The organism is Botrimarina sp., assembly GCF_040219535.1.
GTDB lineage: Bacteria > Planctomycetota > Planctomycetia > Pirellulales > Lacipirellulaceae > Botrimarina.
In genome coordinates, this window is the sequence record NZ_JAVJSH010000012.1 from 254,438 (window position 1) to 272,429 (window position 17,992).

Annotated in this window: 17 protein-coding genes and 1 pseudogene; 10 read left to right on the forward strand and 8 right to left on the reverse strand. The window is 70.3% G+C overall.

Going from position 1 to position 17,992, the window contains the following annotated elements:
* The gene (locus tag RIC11_RS05155; protein ID WP_350209026.1) at nt 1–750 is read right to left on the reverse strand and encodes a MotA/TolQ/ExbB proton channel family protein; all 750 of its coding nucleotides are present in this window, start codon (nt 748–750) and stop codon (nt 1–3) included.
* 52 nt (nt 751–802) lie between these two features.
* Nucleotides 803–1,741, reverse strand: a complete 939-nt coding sequence (locus RIC11_RS05160) for a vWA domain-containing protein (RefSeq protein ID WP_350209028.1) — start codon at nt 1,739–1,741, stop codon at nt 803–805.
* 158 nt (nt 1,742–1,899) lie between these two features.
* Here RIC11_RS05160 and def point away from each other — a divergent pair, with 158 nt between their 5' ends.
* The 8 genes and pseudogenes from def to RIC11_RS05200 all read left to right on the forward strand — a co-directional run bounded on the left by def (nt 1,900) and on the right by RIC11_RS05200 (nt 9,289).
* The gene (gene def, locus RIC11_RS05165) at nt 1,900–2,487 is read left to right on the forward strand and encodes a peptide deformylase (protein WP_350209030.1); all 588 of its coding nucleotides are present in this window, start codon (nt 1,900–1,902) and stop codon (nt 2,485–2,487) included.
* A gap of 142 nt (nt 2,488–2,629) precedes the next feature.
* Complete coding sequence (gene fmt, locus RIC11_RS05170) at nt 2,630–3,565, forward strand: methionyl-tRNA formyltransferase (RefSeq protein ID WP_350209032.1); 936 nt, start codon at nt 2,630–2,632, stop codon at nt 3,563–3,565.
* 88 nt (nt 3,566–3,653) lie between these two features.
* Nucleotides 3,654–3,899, forward strand: coding sequence for a hypothetical protein (locus RIC11_RS05175; protein WP_350209034.1), 246 nt, complete (start codon nt 3,654–3,656; stop codon nt 3,897–3,899).
* Between the two features lie 35 nt (nt 3,900–3,934).
* Nucleotides 3,935–4,129: pseudogene (locus tag RIC11_RS05180) on the forward strand (type II toxin-antitoxin system VapC family toxin); the annotation flags it as partial.
* A 10-nt stretch (nt 4,130–4,139) separates the two neighbouring features.
* Nucleotides 4,140–4,283 carry a PIN domain-containing protein gene (locus RIC11_RS05185; RefSeq protein WP_350209727.1) on the forward strand — a complete coding sequence of 48 codons (144 nt, stop codon included), beginning with the start codon at nt 4,140–4,142 and terminating at the stop codon, nt 4,281–4,283.
* A gap of 104 nt (nt 4,284–4,387) precedes the next feature.
* Nucleotides 4,388–4,588: a hypothetical protein gene (locus RIC11_RS05190; RefSeq protein ID WP_350209729.1), complete on the forward strand. Its 201-nt coding sequence runs from the start codon at nt 4,388–4,390 to the stop codon at nt 4,586–4,588.
* 9 nt (nt 4,589–4,597) lie between these two features.
* The gene (gene miaB / locus RIC11_RS05195; RefSeq protein WP_350209035.1) at nt 4,598–6,031 is read left to right on the forward strand and encodes a tRNA (N6-isopentenyl adenosine(37)-C2)-methylthiotransferase MiaB; all 1,434 of its coding nucleotides are present in this window, start codon (nt 4,598–4,600) and stop codon (nt 6,029–6,031) included.
* 147 nt (nt 6,032–6,178) lie between these two features.
* Complete coding sequence (locus RIC11_RS05200; protein WP_350209037.1) at nt 6,179–9,289, forward strand: [protein-PII] uridylyltransferase family protein; 3,111 nt, start codon at nt 6,179–6,181, stop codon at nt 9,287–9,289.
* On the opposite strand, the gene RIC11_RS05205 is transcribed toward RIC11_RS05200, so the two are convergent.
* Nucleotides 9,256–9,780 carry a helix-turn-helix domain-containing protein gene (locus tag RIC11_RS05205; RefSeq protein WP_350209039.1) on the reverse strand — a complete coding sequence of 175 codons (525 nt, stop codon included), beginning with the start codon at nt 9,778–9,780 and terminating at the stop codon, nt 9,256–9,258. The two genes, RIC11_RS05200 and RIC11_RS05205, sit on opposite strands and share 34 nt — an antisense overlap.
* A 72-nt stretch (nt 9,781–9,852) precedes the next feature.
* Nucleotides 9,853–10,929 (reverse strand): hypothetical protein, encoded by a 1,077-nt coding sequence (locus RIC11_RS05210; protein WP_350209041.1) that lies wholly within the window; start codon nt 10,927–10,929, stop codon nt 9,853–9,855.
* A 273-nt stretch (nt 10,930–11,202) separates the two neighbouring features.
* Here RIC11_RS05210 and RIC11_RS05215 point away from each other — a divergent pair, with 273 nt between their 5' ends.
* Nucleotides 11,203–12,579: a flavin-containing monooxygenase gene (locus RIC11_RS05215; protein ID WP_350209043.1), complete on the forward strand. Its 1,377-nt coding sequence runs from the start codon at nt 11,203–11,205 to the stop codon at nt 12,577–12,579.
* 13 nt (nt 12,580–12,592) lie between these two features.
* Here RIC11_RS05215 and RIC11_RS05220 read toward each other — a convergent pair whose 3' ends face one another.
* Nucleotides 12,593–13,351, reverse strand: coding sequence for an MBL fold metallo-hydrolase (locus RIC11_RS05220; RefSeq protein ID WP_350209717.1), 759 nt, complete (start codon nt 13,349–13,351; stop codon nt 12,593–12,595).
* Between the two features lie 134 nt (nt 13,352–13,485).
* On the opposite strand from RIC11_RS05220, the gene RIC11_RS05225 reads away from it, so the two are divergent.
* A complete protein-coding gene (locus tag RIC11_RS05225) occupies nt 13,486–14,571 on the forward strand; it encodes an extracellular solute-binding protein (RefSeq protein WP_350209045.1) in 1,086 nt (361 codons plus the stop codon).
* Nucleotides 14,572–14,663: 92 nt separating this feature from the next.
* Here RIC11_RS05225 and RIC11_RS05230 read toward each other — a convergent pair whose 3' ends face one another.
* The 3 genes from RIC11_RS05230 to RIC11_RS05240 all read right to left on the reverse strand — a co-directional run bounded on the left by RIC11_RS05230 (nt 14,664) and on the right by RIC11_RS05240 (nt 17,908).
* Nucleotides 14,664–15,551: a DUF4394 domain-containing protein gene (locus RIC11_RS05230; RefSeq protein ID WP_350209047.1), complete on the reverse strand. Its 888-nt coding sequence runs from the start codon at nt 15,549–15,551 to the stop codon at nt 14,664–14,666.
* A gap of 227 nt (nt 15,552–15,778) precedes the next feature.
* Nucleotides 15,779–17,161 carry a DEAD/DEAH box helicase gene (locus RIC11_RS05235; RefSeq protein ID WP_350209049.1) on the reverse strand — a complete coding sequence of 461 codons (1,383 nt, stop codon included), beginning with the start codon at nt 17,159–17,161 and terminating at the stop codon, nt 15,779–15,781.
* A gap of 483 nt (nt 17,162–17,644) precedes the next feature.
* Complete coding sequence (locus tag RIC11_RS05240) at nt 17,645–17,908, reverse strand: hypothetical protein (protein WP_350209051.1); 264 nt, start codon at nt 17,906–17,908, stop codon at nt 17,645–17,647.
* Nucleotides 17,909–17,992 lie beyond the last annotated feature (84 nt).

Below are 17,992 nucleotides of genomic sequence, written 5' to 3' on the forward strand. Positions count from 1 at the left end.
TCACGCTCGGCGGCCGGGCTTCGCGGGGAGCGCGATCGCGGGGGAGGCCGCCTGCCGCGCCCCGTCCGACCACAGCGCGCGCTTCAGCGGCCGGGTCGCGGTGTCGGCCTGGGCGGCCACGTCGGCCGTGATCGCTTCGACACGGCTCCGCAGCACCGCGTAAACGGCGAGCGAGGGGATCGCCACGAGCAAGCCGCCGACAGTCGTCACGAGCGCTTGATAGATCCCCGACGCGAGCTCCCCGGCGGTCGCCGCGCCTTGGGTGGCGGCCACCTCTCGGAACGCGAAGATCATCCCGACGACCGTGCCGAGCAGGCCGACCATCGGCGCCAGGTTGCCGATCACGGCCAGGTAGTCGATCCGCCGCATCAGCCGCGCGGCGCCGACCTGCGCGGCGTCCTCCATCGCTTTCTCGACCGCCGGCCAGGTCGGACCGGCCGTGCCGGAGAGCTCCTGGGCCTCTTCGATCGCCGCGTTGAGCACCGCGCCGAGCATCCCGCCCGAGTCGGCCGCCCGCGCCGCCCCGGACAGGTCGCCCGCTTCCAGCAGCGTGCGGACGCGGATGCCGACGGTCTCCGGCGCGAGGCGGCTGGCGCGGACCGTGAGGAATTGCTCGACCGCCAGGGCCAGCGCCGCCAGCGACAACAACAGCAGCACGCCCAGCAACAGCATGCCCGGCACGCCGCCGGAGGTGAGCAATTGCCACGCCCAAGAATCGGCGACAGGCGGCAGCGGGCTGGCCGGCGGCATGGCGTGCAGAGGGCGCGAAGGCGGGAGGAGGTTCCTGCGGCAGACCGCGAGGCTAATCGGGCAGACGCGAGGTGTCGACATACCGCCGCTGGCCGCCGGTCCGCTCGGCCAGCTCGCGGAGGAAGTTGTCGCGGCCGTGGTCGGGTCCGCCGCCGAACTCGATCGCGTGGATCGTCGTGCCGCGGGCCTTGCCGACGACTTCTTCGATCTCGTTGCGGGCCATCGGCAGGTCGTCGTCGGTGAGGAAGAAAACCACGTCCGGCCCGTACCGCAGCGCGGCCAGCAGCGCCGAGTGGCGCTCGGTCCCCCCTTCGGCGGTGACCGACTGCACGTACTGCTCAGCGCGGCGCTTGCTCTGCGAGTCGCCCCAAGCCAGGCGGTTGCGGCCGCTGAGGTCGAACACGTCGACGCGTGTGCTGAAGAACACGATCTGGAACTGGTGCGTGGGCCCCAGCCCCGCGAGGCTCGCCAGCAGCTCGGCCTTCGCGGTGCGCAGCGGCCCGCCCCGCATGCTGATCGATCGATCCAGAGCGTACACGAACCGCGTGCCGACCCCCTCCACGCCGAAGAACGGCACACGCGCCTCGCCGATCGGCAACGTGGGACGACCGCCCCCGCCCGCGGCCGCCTGGCTCGATGCGGCTGCCGCCGCGGCGCCGGGGCCCGGCGTGGGCTCCGCCAGCAGCTCCTCGAGCAAGCCGCTGAACGGGCTCGGCGCCGCTTGGATGTCGGCCAGCAGTTGCTCCTGCGCCGAGGAGTCGGCCGGCGATTGGGTGTCGGTCGGGGCTTCGGCCGGGGTTTCGAACGGGGCGGGGGGCTGGTCCGACTGGCGGACCACGATGCCTACCTCGCGGGTCGGCTCGTCGCCGGCCTGCGGCGCGCCGGCGCCCAGCCCGCTCCACAGCACGCCCCCGACCAGCAACGAGTGGGCCGCTAGCGAAGCGCCCCAAGCGGCGAGGCTAGCGCGGCGGTCGGCTTCCACGCGGGGCATTCCAGCGGCGTTGCTGCGGGCAGAGGGGGTGGGCAGACGGGGCCGGCTGACAGGGCGGGCTGACGGGGCGGGCTGACAGGGCGCCGCGGTCCGGCCCGTCCCTTTATAGTGAACGCTCCGCCTCGAATCGCTACCAATCCGCCGGAGCGCCGTGCGTCGTGCCGCTAGAAATCGTCAATTACCCGCACCCGACCCTCCGCCACGTGTCCCGGCCGCTGGTGAAGGTCGATCGACAGCTCCGCGATTGGGCCGCCGAGATGATCGAGCTGATGTACGAGCACGAGGGGATCGGCTTGGCCGCCAACCAAGTCGACCTGCCCTACCGCATGTTCGTGATCAACGTGACCGGCGACCCGGACCAGAAGGAGCACGAGACCGTGTTGCTCAACCCGGTCCTCTCCAAAGGCAAGGGCCAAGCCGAGATGTCCGAGGGCTGCCTCAGCCTGCCCGAAATCCGCGGCCCCATGCGGCGCCACACCACCATCCAGGTGCAGGCGTACGACCTGGCGGGCAACGAGATCAACCAAACGGTCGACGGCATGCTCGCGCGCGTGATCCAGCACGAGACCGACCACCTCGATGGCATCCTGTTCACGGACAAGATGTCGCCGACCGAGCGGGCCGAGGTCGACGATCTGCTCTACGAATTGGAGGTCGACTGGCAGAGCCGCCAACAAACCGGCGACGCCCCCAGCGACGAAGCGATCGCCGCGCGGCTGGCCGAACTCGAGTCGCTGCGGTGCTAAGAATTTAGCCGCGGATGAACGCGGATCGACACGGATGTCGATTGGTTCGTTGCGACTCTCAGCTCATCGGCATCGAGAGCAGGAAGGATTTGTTTCTGCGTTTGACATCCGACACCATCAGCGTACATCAGCGGCTAAACCCATGCGGATTGTTGCCTTAGGAACCGGGCCGTTCGCCGTGCCGACGCTGCGGCTCTTGGCCGACTCCGGCGACGCCGAGCTGCTGGCCGTCGTCACGCGGCCCCCGCGCGGCCGCCGCGGCGAGCCGGCGGCACCGATGGCGCTGGCGGCCGACGAGCTCGGCTTGCCGCTCTGGCAGCCCGAGAGCGTGAACCTCGCCGAATCGGTCGAGCGCCTGGCGGGCTACGAGGCCGACCTGCTGCTCGTGTGCGACTACGGCGAGATCCTCAAGCCGCCTGCGCTCGCCGCGACGCGGCTCGGGGGAATCAACCTGCACGGCTCGTTGTTGCCCCGCTACCGCGGCGCGGCGCCGGTGCAGTGGGCGGTTCTCAACGGCGATGCCGAGACCGGCGTGAGCGTCATACAGATGACGCCCGGCCTCGACGCGGGCCCGGTGCTCGGCGAGGCCCGCACGCCGATCGACCCGGACGAGACGGCCGGCGACCTCGAGGCGCGGCTGGCCGCGATGGGCGCCGAGGTCGTGCAGCGGGTCGTCGCGGAGCTGGCGGCCGGCGCCGCCCAGGGCAGGCCGCAAGACGGGTCGCAAGTCTCCAAGGCGCCCCGCCTGAAGAAGGAACACGGCCTCATCGACTGGTCCCGCCCGGCCACCCAGATCAAGAACCAAGTCCGCGGCCTGCAGCCCTGGCCGCGGGCTTATACGTTTGCGCCGCAGGCGAAGGGCGAGCCGCTGCGACTGGTCGTCGACCGCGCGGAAGCGACCGACGCTGACGGAGCTCCTGGCGAGGTGCTCGAGGCCGACGAGCGGCTCCTGGTCGCGACCGGCGAGGGCGCGCTCGAGCTGCTCGAGGTCCAGCCCGCCGGCAAGCGGCGGATGGCGGCGGCGGAGTGGTTGCGGGGGGCGAAGTTGTCTGCCGGCGCGAGCCTTCGTTCGGGGTGAACGACGGTTGTCACTGCCCGTTCATTAGCGGCGTTCGCGTCGCTCTTGGGCGAGTAGTAGAATAGGGCAGCCTTCCTGGAGACCTCCGATGTCTGTCATCGTCCCACTCGAGACCGCCCCCGACGCCGTGAAGGACCTCGTCGCGCGCGTCGCGACGGAGCCGATCGTCTTTACCCGCGGCGACCAGCCGGTGGCGACGCTCTGGGCCTCCACTAGCGAGGCGCCGGACAGCGCTCAACCGAAACGGCGTCAACTCGGGCTGCTCAAGGGCTGGTTGACGGTCATCGAAGAAGACGACGAGCATCTGAAAGACTTTAAAGAGTACATGCCTTGAGGGTCCTGCTGGACACGCATGCTTTCCTGTGGGCGATGGACGACAGCTCGAAGCTGAGTTCCGTCGCGGCAGACACCCTATCCGACGTAAGAAACTCGTTGGTCTTAAGCGCCGGGAGCTACTGGGAAATCGCCATCAAGGTCGGGTTGGGAAAATACCAGTTGGCGAAGCCTTTCGAAATCTACTTTCGCGAAGCCACCAAGCAGCTCGGACTGCAGTTACTACCGGTCGGCCTGTCGCATGCCGCGATTGTTGCCGAGCTTGCCGCACCACCACGGCGACCCGTTCGATCGGCTATTGATCGCTCAGGCGATGGCCGAGGGCCTCCCGATCGTCAGCCGGGACAAGGCGTTCGACGCGTACGGCGTCGCCCGCATCTGGTGATTGCTAGCACCCGCGGCCCTTGCCCTCGCCCGGCAGAGGCCAACCTGGGTAAACTAGGCAGCCCCGCCGCCGGCGGGCTGGCTCCACGGAAGGAGAACCCAGGGATGACGACGCTCGAGTGGGTCCTGTTCGTCGCCGCGGCTGGGGTCGCGGTGCGGATGCTGGTGCAGATGATGCGGCAGCGCGCGGCGACGCTCGTCAGCCAGGTGCAGCAACAAGTCGACGCCCACCACGCCCGAGAGATCGAACGGAAGAAGAAGGCCCGCGAGAAGGCCGCGCGAGAAGCCTTTAGAAAAGCCTCCTAACGCAGCGTGATGAAGAAGCTCTATATCGAAACCGTCGGCTGCCAGATGAACCTGCTCGACTCGGAGCTGGTCGTCGCGGCGCTACGCAAAGAGGGCTACGAGCTGACCGGCTCGACCGACGAGGCCGACACCGTGCTGTTCAACACGTGCAGCGTGCGGCAGCACGCCGAGGACAAGATCTACTCGGCCCTCGGGCGGCTGAAGGACGCCAAGCGCGCGATGCCCGACAAGGTGATCGGCGTGATGGGCTGCATGGCGCAAAAGGACCAGCGGCTGATCTTCCGCCGCGCGCCGTACGTGGACATCGTCGTCGGCCCCGGCCAGCTCCACCAGGTGCCCCAGCTGGTGCGCGAAGCCCGATCGAAGCCGGGGGGCCAGCGGCTGGAGGTCTCGCTCGGCCGCACCGACGGCAAGGCCGACGCCATCAAGCGCAGCCACGAGTCATTCGACCCGCTCCGCGACCCCACGATGCGTCCCACGCCGTTTCAGGCGTACGTGCGGATCCAGATCGGCTGCGACAAGTTCTGCACGTACTGCATCGTGCCGAGCGTGCGCGGCCCCGAGCAGAGCCGCCCCCCCAGCCAGGTCCTCGCCGAAGCTCGGCAGCTCGCCGGCGAGGGCTGCAAAGAGGTCGTCCTGCTCGGCCAGACGGTCAACAGCTGGCGGCACACCGAAGACGGCCGCGCCTGGCGGTTCAGCGACCTGCTCTACGCGCTGCACGAGGTCGACGGCATCGAGCGGATCAAGTTCGTCACGTCGTACCCGAAGGACATGACCGACGACGTGCTCCGGGCGGTCCGCGACCTGCCCAAGGCGTGCAAGTACCTGCACGTGCCCGCGCAGCACGGCTCGGACGAGCAGCTCCGCAGGATGAAGCGGGGCTACACGATCGCCGACTACCGTGAGATGCACGACCGCGCGAAGCGGTGGATGCCCGACGTGGCGATCACCAGCGACTTCATCGTGGGCTTCAGCGGCGAGACCGAAGGGGACTTCCAGCAGACGATGGACCTGGTGCGCGAGTGCCGCTTCAAGAACAGCTTCATCTTCAAATACAGCGAGCGCCCCGGAACCAAAGCGGCCGACCGCCTGCCCGACGACGTGCCGGACGAGGTCAAGCGGCGGCGGAACAACGAGCTGCTCGCGCTGCAGAACCAGATCAGCGAGGAAGACAACCAGCGGTTCCTCGGCGCGCGGGTCGGGGTGCTCGTCGAGGGGCCCAGCAAAGCGGCCGTCAAAGCGGGTCGGGTCGGGGGCGAGGGCCCGCTTCAGCTCACCGGCCGCACGATGTGCGACCGGATCGTCGTGTTCGAAGGGAACCCCCGGCAGATCGGCCAAACCCTGCCGGTCGCCGTGTACGACGCCAACGCCCACACGCTGTTCGGCGAGGTGGTGACCGAGCACGCGGGGCCCGAGCTGTTCCAGCTCGCCGGCTCGGCCTGAACGCGGACGGTCGGCGTGTGCTCGCCTCGGCGGTTGGAACGGGGTAAACTAGACCCGCCAGGGGGCGTCGGCCAGGCGGCCGCCCCCGGCCTTGGACTGATCGCGTAGCTCTTCCCGGGCCGCCGTTTCGGCCCGCCGCTTGGACCCATGACAGCGACCTCCACACCGACACCAGCCACCGACGCGGCCTGGCGCGAGATCGGCGCGTCGGGCGTGCCTGCCGACCTGGTCGCGTTGATGCGCACGCAGTACGAGGCCACGGCGCCCCGCCTGGCCGACGCGCCGATGGCGCTGCGGAACCTCGAGCGGTTCATCGCCGCCGCGCGGCACCCGCTGTCGACCGCCGCGCTGTTCGAGCGCGACCACGAGGCCTTGCCGAACCTGCTGCAACTGCTCGCCGCCAGCCAACACCTGGCCGATCAGCTCGTGCGCGACCAGGAGTGCTACGACCTGGTGCGGATGACCGAGGGCCGGCCCGTGTCGCGCGAGGCGCTGGTCGACGAGCTGGTGAGCGAGGTCGACTCGCTCGACGACGCGTCGCGCGTGTCGGCCGCGTTGCGGCGGGCCAAGCGGCGCGAGATGACACGGATCGCCTACGGCGACATCGTCCGCGGCCAGAACGTGGCGGTCGTCGCGCGCCAGATCTCGCTGCTGGCCGACGCCATCCTCGAGGCGGCCCTCGCGTTCGCCGCGCGCAAGCTCGACGCGCGCTTCGGCGCCCCCCTGCGACGCGACGGCCAGCGCGCCCGCTTCTGTGTGCTCGGCCTCGGCAAGCTCGGCGGCGTCGAGCTGAACTACTCCAGCGACATCGACCTGATGTTCGTGTTCGACGAGGACGGCCCGACCGACCGGCCCGGCTCGACCACCACCGCCGAGTACTTCGACCGACTGGCCCGCGACGTGGTGAAGCTCGTCGGCGAGGCCACCGAGCACGGCGCCGGCTACCGCGTCGACCTCCGCCTGCGCCCCGACGGCTCGCGCGGCCCGCTCTGCCAAACCGCCGACGCGATGGTCGCCTACTACGACACCCGCGGCCGCACGTGGGAGCGGCAGGCGCTGATCAAGGCGCGGCCCGTCGCGGGCGACCTCGAGCTGGGCCGCTCGCTCCTAGCGACGCTCGAGCCGTGGGTCTACCGCACCTACCTGAGCCTGGCGGACATCGCGGGCATCAAGTCGCTCAAGCGGCGGATCGAGCAGCGCTCCACCGGCGAGGGGGACGACGCGAGCAACGTCAAAACCGGCCACGGCGGCATCCGCGACATCGAGTTCGTGATCCAGTTCTTGCAGCTGCTCAACGGCGGAGCGCTGCCCCAGGTGCGCACCGGCACCACGCTCGACGCGCTGCACCGCCTGGAGCAAGCCGGCTGCCTCACGCCGCAAGAATGCGCGAGGCTGAGCGAGAACTACGAGTTCCTCCGCAGGCTCGAGCACCGCCTGCAGGTGCTGTTCGACCTGCAGACCCACACGCTGCCCGACGACCGCGCAGAGCTGGCGAAGGTCGCCGTGCGGATGGGCTACCGCGACACCGAGAAGGCCTCGGCCCTCGAGTCGTTCCAGAACGACTTCCGCGAGCGCACCGAGGTCAACCGCCGGATCCTCGACCACCTGCTGCACGACGCGTTCACCGACCAGGCGGCCGACGAGCCGGAGGTCGACCTCGTGAACGACCCGGCCCCCTCGGAGGAAGCGATCCTGTCGGTCCTCGGCCGCTACCCGTTCGCCGACCCGAAGGCGGCCTACTCGAACCTGATGGCGCTGGCGACCGAGCGGATCCGCTTCTTGTCGACGCGGCGGTGCCGGCACTTCCTCGCGTCGATCGCGCCCCGGCTGCTCGCCGCTGTCGCCCAGACGCCCGAGCCCGACGCCACGCTGGTGAACCTCAGCCGCACCAGCGACTCGCTCGGCGGCAAGGCCGCGCTGTGGGAGCTGTTCAGCCACCGCGACGCGGCGCTCGAGCTGTACGTGAAGCTCTGCGCGGCGTGCCCGTACCTGGCGGACATCCTCACCAGCAACCCGGGCATGATCGACGAGCTCGTCGACAGCCTGTTGGTGGACCGGCTCCCCACCCCCGACCAGCTCTGCCTGGGCCTGGCCGAGCTGACACGCGGCGCGGAGGACATCGACCCGATCCTCCACAGCTTCAAGAACGCCCAGCACCTGCGGGTCGGCGTGCGGGACCTCGTCGGCAAGGACGACGTCGGCGAGACCCACGCCGCGCTGGCCGACATCGCACAGGTGTGCGTGGGGGCGATCGCCCGGCGCGAGCACGCGGCGCTGTGCGAGAAGCACGGCACGCCGACGATCGGGCCGGCCGACGAGGTCGCCGGCGAGTCGGCCGCGGCCGAGGAAGAGCGGTCGGCGACCGCCGGCCGCGAGGGCCAGACCGCCGGGCTGGTGGTGCTCGCGCTGGGCAAGCTCGGCGGCCGCGAGCCGAACTACCACTCCGACCTCGACCTGGTCTTCCTCTACGAGGCCGACGGCCCGACGGTCCACCCGCGCCGTTCCCGCCGCGCGATCTCCACGACCAACAGCCACTTCTTCAGCGAACTGGGCCAGCGGATCATCTCGGTCGCCAACCGCCTCGGCCCCCACGGGCGGCTCTACGAGGTCGACGCCCGCCTGCGCCCCACGGGCCGCGGCGGCACGCTCGCCGTGTCGATCCGCGCGCTGCGGGACTACTTCGCGGAGGGGTCGGGCCAGCTCTGGGAGCGGCTCGCGATGTGCAAAGCGCGGGTCGTTTACGGGACCGGCCCGGCTGCGGAGCGGGCGCGTGCGGCGGTCGCCCAGGCGGCTTACGGCGCCGAGTGGCGGCCGGAACACGTCGACGCGATCCGCGACATGCGTCGGCGGATGGAGGAGACCGCGAGCCCGCGCAACCTCAAGCGTGGCGTGGGGGGCACGGTCGACGCGGAGTTCGTCGTGCAGACGCTGCAGCTGCGCCACGGCGGCGCCGACGAGTCGATCCGCCGCCCCGGCACGCTCGACGCGATCGACGCGCTGCGGGCGGGCGGCTACCTGGGCGGGTCGGACGCCGAGTTGCTGCGCGAGGGCTACCGGCTGCTGCGGAGCGTCGAGTCCAGGATCCGGCTGATGAACTCGGCCGGCCGCCACGAGTACCCGACCGACAAGCTCGAGGCCGAGAAGCTGGCGTTCTTGCTGAACTACCCCGACGCGGCCACGCTCGACCGCGACGTCGAGGCCCGCCGCGGCGAGCTCCGCGCTTGCTACGACCGGCTGCTCGAAGCGGCCCGCTCGTAGAGCGCGTCGACGACCGTCCGCAGCGCCTCGGCCTGGTCGCTCTCGAGCAGGACCCTCGCGCGGTCGATCGTGCGGCGGTTGGCGTTCATCGCCGCCGCCGCGACGCGCGCTCCCTCCGCCGTCAGGCCGCCCCCCGCGCCCACCCGGCTGGCGAGCTCGGCGAACTCATGGGGCGACCAGTCTTCGAACAGACCGGGGTGGTCGGCGACCGCTTGCTCGATAGCGGGGTTGCTGGCCGCGTCGAGCCGCGCCGACGCCGAGCCCTCCTCGCCGAGGAACAGCTCGTCGGCGCCGACCCCCAGGCCGTCGGCCAGCCGCCGCAGCGTCTTGGCGTGGGGCCGCTTCTTGCCGTGCAGGATGCCACGCAGCGTGCGCGCGTCGAGCCCCGTGGCGGCGACCACGTCGTCGTAGGTCAGCCCGTCGCGCGCCATCAGCCGGCGCACGTTGTGCGCAATGATCGACGGTCGGGGGGCCAGCGACGTATCGGACACGGATCTGGGGCGGGGCGGCGCCATGGGCGAGCTGTGTGTACGAGTATACACACCGCGGCCCCGGGGCCACGCTCACACGGGGAAGAAGATCGCCCGCACCCCACGCACGAGGGCCGCCGCGTCGGGCGTGGCGTCGGTCCCGTCCAGCGCGGCCATCAGCCAACGCCCCTCGGGCCAGCGCACCGCTAGCACCCGCGAACAGTCGTCGAACATCTGGTAAACACGCGCCCGGGTCACCCGCAGCCGCTCGGCTTGTTCCTTGACCGAGGGGGCGTCGCCGGCGAGGCCCAGGCGTTCGCTCGCCAGGCGGGCCACGTCGGCCCCGAGGTCGATCTCTGTCTGGTGGATGAGCGGCTGCGCGAGTCGCTGGCGCGCCTCGGGCAGCGTCAGGCGGGACGGGTCCTCGGACCGTCGCAGCAGCCAGTCGGTCATCGGTCGCACGAAGTGCGGCCTAAGGTCGAGCTGGAGGTGCTCGTCGAGCGCGGCGGTCGACGCGGCCTCGTGCACGGTGGCGAAAACCTCGATGATCGCGGACACCCGCTTCTCGCCGTGGGTCTTCAGCGCGCGGATCTCGGCGAGCGACTGGCCGGCGTAATCGGCGAGGGGCTTGCGCCACAGCACGGTGGGCAGCGGCTTGAGGCTCGGCGCCACGCACCCCAGCGGGAGCGGCTCGAAGCCCGCGCGGCGGACGGTCTCGCAGTAGTCGGCCCAGACCGATTCAGAAACCGCCCCCGTGTCGCGGCCGACGCCGACCCCCCGCCTAGCGGCCGGGCCGGCGCCGCCGTTGTTCGCTCCGACGAGGCCGAATGGCTCGTGGGCGGACCGGTCCTTCACCGCGCGACGCAGCAGCTCGAAGAACCCGAGGATCTTCTTGCGGCCCACGCCGGGGGTCTGCATCAACTCGACGAGCGGCCGCTCGAGCAGCACGCGGATCGGCCGGTCGAGGAACGCGATCGGCAAGCGGCGGTCGTCGGGCAACACCCAGAACGACAGCGGCCGCTCGAGCCGCCCGTCGGCGGGGCCCTGCACCAACGCGCGGCGCAGCCGCTCGTAGGTCCCCTCCAGGCGATACAGATCGGCCGGCGCGCCCCCTTTTCGAGAGGGCGGGTCGGGCGCGAGAGCGGATTCGGGATGGGCTTTCCTGGCCATCATGTTCCCCCACGTGGGGCCAGCGGAGTACGCTGAGCGGGCGCGATTGGCCGGCTCTCCACCGTGGGCGGTCCGTCTTGGACCACTGCCCACAAGAGCATTCGGACCGCGCCGCAGGGCGTCAACTCGTTTTCTAAGAAGCGGCCGGAACGACCGCAGAAGTCGCAAGGAAGTTAGGGGGCTTGATCCGGCGACGCAGGGTGGGCGACCCCCCCGGCCGGGCGCCGCTCCCGTCAACGCAGAGATCCGATGCAGCCAACAGCCCCCATGAAGGTGAGCGCGTCCCCCCCGGCGGTCGGTCTCGAGCGACGCGAGCGCGTCGCGGTGATCGGCGCCGGCACGTCGGGGCTGGCGATGGTCCGCCGGCTCCGCGAAGGGGGCCTCGCCGTGGACTGCCTCGAGCGCGAGCGCGACCTGGGGGGCAACTGGAATATTGCGCTGCGAACAAGCCGTGTGTTCGAGTCAACCCATCTGATTTCTTCCAAGCGGCTGACCGAGTACCTCGACCACCCCATGCCCGACCACTGGCCGGAGTACCCGAGCCACCGCCTGGTCCTGGAGTACCTGCGCGGCTACGCGGATCGCTTCGGCCTCGAAGAGGCGATCGAGTACGGGGCCGGCGTGCGGCGTGTCCAGCCGCTCGACGCGAGCCGCGCCGCGAGCGGCTGGCTGGTCGAACTCGAGTCGGGCGAGCGCCGCCGCTACGGCTCGCTCGTGATCGCCAACGGCCACAACTGGGACCCGTCGTTCCCCGCTTGGAGCGGGCGGGCCGGCGCGGAGTCCCCGTTCACGGGGATCGAGATGCACTCCGGCGAGTACAAGTCGCCGGAGTGCCTGCGCGGGCAGAGAGTGCTGGTCGTCGGCGGCGGCAACAGCGGCTGCGACATCGCCGTGGAGGCCGCGCAGCACGCGGCCGCCACGCGGCTCAGCCTCCGGCGGGGGTACCACCTGCTGCCGAAGTTCTACCGCGGCTTGCCGATCGACCAGGTCGGCGAGAACCTGCTCCGCCTGCGGTTGCCGATCGCCGCGCGCCGCGCGCTGGCCGGGCTGGTGAGCTACCTGATGCTGGGTTCGCGGGCGAGCGTCGGGCTGCCGAAGCCCGACCACAAGCTGTTCGAGACCCACCCGGTCATCAACTCACAGCTCGTGTACTGCCTGCGGCACGGCGACCTCGAGGTGCGGCCCGACGTCGAGCGGCTCACCGAAGAAGGCGTGCGGTACGTCGACGGCAGCGAAGAGGAGTTCGGCGTGGTGCTCTACGCGACCGGCTACCGCCTGTCCTTCCCGTTCATCGACAAGTCGCTGCTCGCCTGGCGCGACGGACGCCCGCAGTTGTACCTCAACGTGTTCCACCCCGAGCGCGACGACCTGTTCGTGCTCGGGATGATCCAGCCCGACAGCGGCCAGTGGGGCCTGGTCGACCGTCAGGCGCGGCTGGTCGCTCGGTGCCTGCTGGCTTCGCGGAGCGACACGCCCGCCGCGCGGCGTTTCCGCCAAGAGAAACGGGGCGACGACCGCGTGCGGCGCCTCCGGTACGTGGAGACCGCGCGGCACCTGCTGGAGGTCGAGCACTTCGGCTACGCGCGGCGGCTCGACCGCGAGTGGCGCCGGCTCGCTCGGGGCCTGCGAGCTGCGCCCTCGGCCCGCTAGCACGCGGGGCGGGTCAGACCTCGATGACTTGCCCGTCGTGGCCGAACTGGGAGTCCGAGAAGACGCGGCGGGCTTCGGCCAGCGCGGCCGCTTCGGTCGCCTCGTCGGCCCGCGGGTCGGGGTGGACCATCACCAGGCGCCCGACGCCGGCCGCCCGCGCGACCGTGGCCGCTTGGCTGGCGGTGCAGTGGCCGGTGGTGTGGGCGAAGTCCCGGCGGGCGTCGGCGAAGTAGGCCTCGTGCAGCAGCACGTCGACGCCCCGCACGCGGTCGATGCTGGCTTGGCTCGGGGGGCGGGTGTCGGTCACGTAAGCCAGGCTCTTGCCGCCGTGCTCGACGCGCAGCCCGAGCGACCCGCCCGGGTGGTCGAGCGGGAACCAATCGACCCGCGCGCCGCCGGGCAGCCGCAGCGGGTCGGCCAGCGGCTCGAAGCGGGTCACCGGCTGGATCGGGAACAGGGCCGGCGCGAGCAGGTGCTGGCGGATCGCCGCGAGGACCTCCGGCGCGGCGTGCACAACCGTTTCGATCGGCTCGCCGGCGTGCTCCATGCCGAGCAGGTGGGTCAGGCCGACGACGTGGTCCAGGTGCGCGTGCGTGAGGACCACGTCCAGCCGACGCGACTCGCCTAGCGCCCCCTCCCCGACCCGCCGTAGCAGCCGGAAGGCCGCGGTGCCCGCGTCGAGCGCGAGGGCGGCCTCCGGCAAGAAGACACAGGCCGTGTGCCGCCGCGGCGAGGGGTGGTAGCCGCCGGCGCCGAGCAATTCGATTTGCATAGCCACGCGGGTTGCCGGACCGTGAGCGGTGGGATGGGCGGCGCCCATCGGCGGGGTCGAGGGCTATGTTGGTGGTAGCCCTGGGCCGCGGCGGGCGGCCTCCGAAACGTAGCAAACCTCCCCCCCACGGGTCTATGAAGCGTATCGCATCCGCCGCGGCCGGGTTGTCGCTTATCGCCGCCGCCGCCCTCGTCGTCGTGGTCGTCGGCTGCGACGTGCCGACCGTGCCGAAAGAAGTGGTCGTCTACACCGCGCTCGACGAGGAGTTCAGCCGCCCGATCTTCGACGCGTTCACCCGCGAAACCGGCATCGAGGTCAAGGCGCGCTTCGACACCGAGAGCACCAAGACCGTCGGCCTCGCCAACGCGATCCTCGCCGAGGGCGAGCGCCCCCGCGCGGACGTGTTCTGGAACAACGAGATGCTCCACACGCTGCGGCTGAAGCAGCAGGGCCTGCTGCGGGAGCAGCCCATGTCGGCCGACGCGAACTACCCGCCCGAGTACCGCTCGGCCGACCACGACTGGCGTGGCTTCGCCGCCCGCGCGCGGGTGCTGGTGGTGAACACCAACCGCTTGGCCGAGGCCCGCTGGCCCGACTCGATCGAAGACCTCACCGACCCCCAGTTCTACGACCAGGTGGGGATCGCCAAGCCGCTGTTCGGCACCACGGCGACCCACGCGGCGTGCCTGTTCCAGGAGTGGGGCGAGGAGCGGGCGAAGAAGTTCTTCACCGGCGTGAAACAAAACTGCCGCGTGCTGTCGGGCAACCGACGGGTCGCCCGGGAGGTCGCCCAGGGCAACCTGATCTTCGGGATCACCGACACCGACGACGCGATGGTCGAGATCGAAGAGAACAACGCGCCGCTAGCGATCATCTACCCCGACCAGCCCGCCGCCGACGACCCGCCGGCAGGCGACTCCGCAGCGCTCGGCACGCTGTTCATCCCGAACACGGTCGCGCTGATCAAGGACTCGCCCAACCCGCAAGCGGGCCACGCGCTGGCCGAGTTCTTGCTCACGTCGATGGTCGAGTGCCGCCTGGTGATCGGCCCCAGCGCGCAGATCCCGCTCAACCGCAACAGCAAGGCCGACAACGCGTGCCGCTGCCGCGTCAAGACGCCCGACGACGTCAAGGCCATGCAGGTCGACTGGCCCGCGGCCGCGGCCGGCTGGGACGACGCGGCCAAATGGCTGGCCGAGGAGTTCGGCGCGGCCGGCTGAGCGGGCCCCGCAACGACCAAAGCCCCGCGTGAACCAGGTCACGCGGGGCTTTGGCGTTCTCTCGTTTCGCTCGTCGACAACGAAGCCCGCGATCAACCGCGGCGGCGGAGCAGACCCAGCCCGGCGAGCGAGGCCAGAGCGAAGCCAGTCGGCTCCGGCACCGGGATGACGGTCAGGCTGCGGATCAGGTCACCCGCGGCGATCTGATCGACAAGGGTCGCCGCGCCCGTGCCGAGGTCGATCGTGTACAGCATGCTGTTGGGCCCGCTCTGCAGCGCGGCGTAGGCGACGCCGGTCGCGCCGCTGATGTCGAAGCCGAGCTCGTTGGTGAGCGGTCCGACGCCGAGGCTGCCGACCGTCTGGAGCGTGCCCGCGTTGTTCGCCACGGTCACCAGCACGCCCAAGCGGCTGTCGATGCCGTACTGCTGGGTCGAGCTCGGCACGCCGAAGCTGTTCGTGTACGCGATGCCCGCGACGTTCGGGTCGGCGCCCTCGTTCGGGTCGCCGGCGGCGTAGAACACGTCGGTCTTCTCGACCGGCGGCAGGTACTGGCCGGTGTCGCCGCTAATAACGCGGTTGTCGTTCGTGTCGGTGATGATGCGAGCGAACTGCCCCCCCATGAACGCCGGGTTGAAGTCGAACGCGAAGCTCAGGCCGGGGATACGCGGCGAGAACGTGCCAACGACGCTCGCCTCGAACGACGCCGGGTCGAACGTGTACACGTTCTCCATGTCGTCGAGCAAGTAAATCTCGCCGGTCGCGGCCCGGTAGTCGATCGCCTCGAGGTCGACCGAGCCCGGCAGGTTTCGCACGCTGCCCCCGTCGAGGATGGCCGAGGGGTCCGCCGAGTCGAACACCGCTACGCTGTTCTGCGTGGTCAACGCGTAGACGAGTTCTGCTGAGGCAGGCGCGGCGGGAACAGCAAACGCCACGGCTGCGGCGATTGCCGCAAAGCAACGCCCTTCTCGGTTCGCGATCATGGGTTCGACCTGGTGTAGGAGTCTGGTGGATTGGGCGCGCCATCGCCCGGGCTTGATCCGACTGATTTCGGGGGGATTACGGTCGTGCCGCTTGGGTGGATTTAGCGATCTGCGGCGCCACCAAAAGAAAACAACGCCCCGCGGCAATCCGCAGGGCGTTGTTGGTGAGCGTGGAGATTTTCTAGCCGCGTGACGCCGGCCTCTCGGCCGCGGCGCCGCGCGGGTTGTCAGAGGCCGCGGCGGTGTTTCGATCGGCCGCGGCGGCCGAAGGGCGCCGGCTTCTTTTTGGGAGGCTCTGCCTCGGGCGTTTCGGCGGGTGCGGCGTCGCCGCCCTGCAGGTCCGGGTCTTGCTGCACGCCGGCGCCGAAGAACTTGACCGGCGCCGCGGCCGCTTTCTGCACGGGCCGGGCCGCCTCGAAGCCCTCGATCTTGTCCTCGATGAGGACCTTGTTGATGAGCATCTCGATCCGGGTCAGCTCCTCGCCCTCTTCGCGGGTGACGAACGTGTACGCGACCCCGTCACGCCCCATGCGGCCGGTGCGGCCCACGCGGTGCACATAGTCGTCGGACGACTGGGGGATGTCGTAGTTGATGATGTGCGAGATGCTGCTGACGTCGATCCCGCGGCCGACCACGTCGGTCGCCACGAGCAGGCTGATCTCTTCGGCGCGGAACGCCTTCATGACCTTGTCGCGGGCGCCCTGCGGCAGGTCGCCGTGGATGCAGCCGACGCCCTTGCGTTTCTTGCTCAGCCGGAGGTGGATCTTGTCGCAGCCGCGTTTGGTGCGGCAGAACACGATCGTCTGCTCGGGCTTCTCGCGGTCGAGCAACCGGCCCAGCAGCTCGAACTTCCGGTCGGCGTCGACCGTGAAGTAGTGCTGCTCGATCGTGTCGACCGACTTGCTCTTCGGCGAGAAGTCGAGCATCTCCGGTTCGCGCATGTAGCGCTCGGCCAGCCGCTGCACGCCCGGCGCGACGGTCGCCGACAACAGCAGCGTCTGGCGGTCGCTCGGGCACTGGCGGAGGATCTTCTCGATGTCGGGGCGGAAGCCGATGTCGAGCATCCGGTCGGCCTCGTCCAGCACGACCACACGCAGCTGTTGCAGGTCGATCGTGCGGCGGCTGAGGTGGTCCAGCACACGGCCCGGCGTGCCGATCACCACGTCGCAGCCGCGCTCCAGCTTGCCGATCTGCGACTTGATCGGCTTGCCGCCGTAGACCGCCACGCAGCGGATCTTGCTGCGGCCCGCCAGCCGCTGGAACTCGCCCGTCACTTGGACGGCCAGCTCACGCGTCGGCACCAGCACGATCGCCTGCGGCGCGGCGCCTTTGCCGCGGTCGTCCATCGTCTCGAGGATCGGGATCGCGAACGACGCGGTCTTGCCGGTCCCCGTGCGGGCCTGGCCCAGCACGTCGCGCCCGCTGAGCGCGACCGGGATCACGCCGGCCTGAACCGGGGAGGGGGTCTCGTAGCCGATGTCCGCCAGCGTGGCGAGCATCTCGTCGGACAGGCCGAGCTCGTCGAACCGCTTCGAAGCGGTCGAGCCAGAGAGGTCGTCGGTGGTGGTCGTTTGGTCTTGGGTGGTTTGTTCGAGTTCAGCAGTAGACACGGAGGCCCTTCGGACAGAGGGGGGCCGCCACGCTATCTCAAGCGAAGCTCGGCGTGGGCGAGCACGACGCGCGGCGGGATCACTTCGCCCGCGGCGGCGGCGTCGACGCGCCCGCACCGTCCAGCGAACGGGCGTGGCGTGGCCGGGAATGGTGGTGGGTCGTTTCTTTCTCGAATGCCGCCCACACCGTAGCCCGACGCCCTCGTCACTAGAGGGGTCTCCCGGGGCGGATCACGCCCCGGAGCGGCTCGCGAGAGCGACTGCCGACATAGAATCTGTGAAAACCATAACCCCCGGCAACCCCGGAGGCAAATGCAAATCGTGCGCCCACGCAACAAAAGAGCCGGTCGGGACCCGTACGGCAAGGCCCCGACCGGCTCGAAAAGCAGCGAAAAGGACACCCGACGGCCGACACCCCCAGTGGGGCGACCGGCCTCGCGGCGTTGCTTGTCGAGCTAGCCGGCGCGAGGGCGCCGGCGCGGATCACTTCTTCGCGGCGCGCTTGGTCGTCCCCTTGGCGGGCGACTTCTTCGCGGCCTTCTTCTTGGTCGACTTCTTCACCGCCTTCTTGGCCGTCGACTTCTTAGCGGCCTTCTTCTTCGTCGACTTCTTCACCGCCTTTTTGGCGGTCGACTTCTTGGCGGCCTTCTTGGTGGCCGCCTTCTTCTTGGTCGACTTGGTCGCGGTCTTCTTGGTCGTCGCCTTCTTGGCGACACGCTTCTTCGCGGTCTTCTTCGGAGCGGCCATTGCTTGAATGACTCCCTTCCCTGGCGGCGCCCGGTGGGTTGTTACGCCGCGCCCTCCGGGCGCTTCAGATTGAAAAAGCAGCGG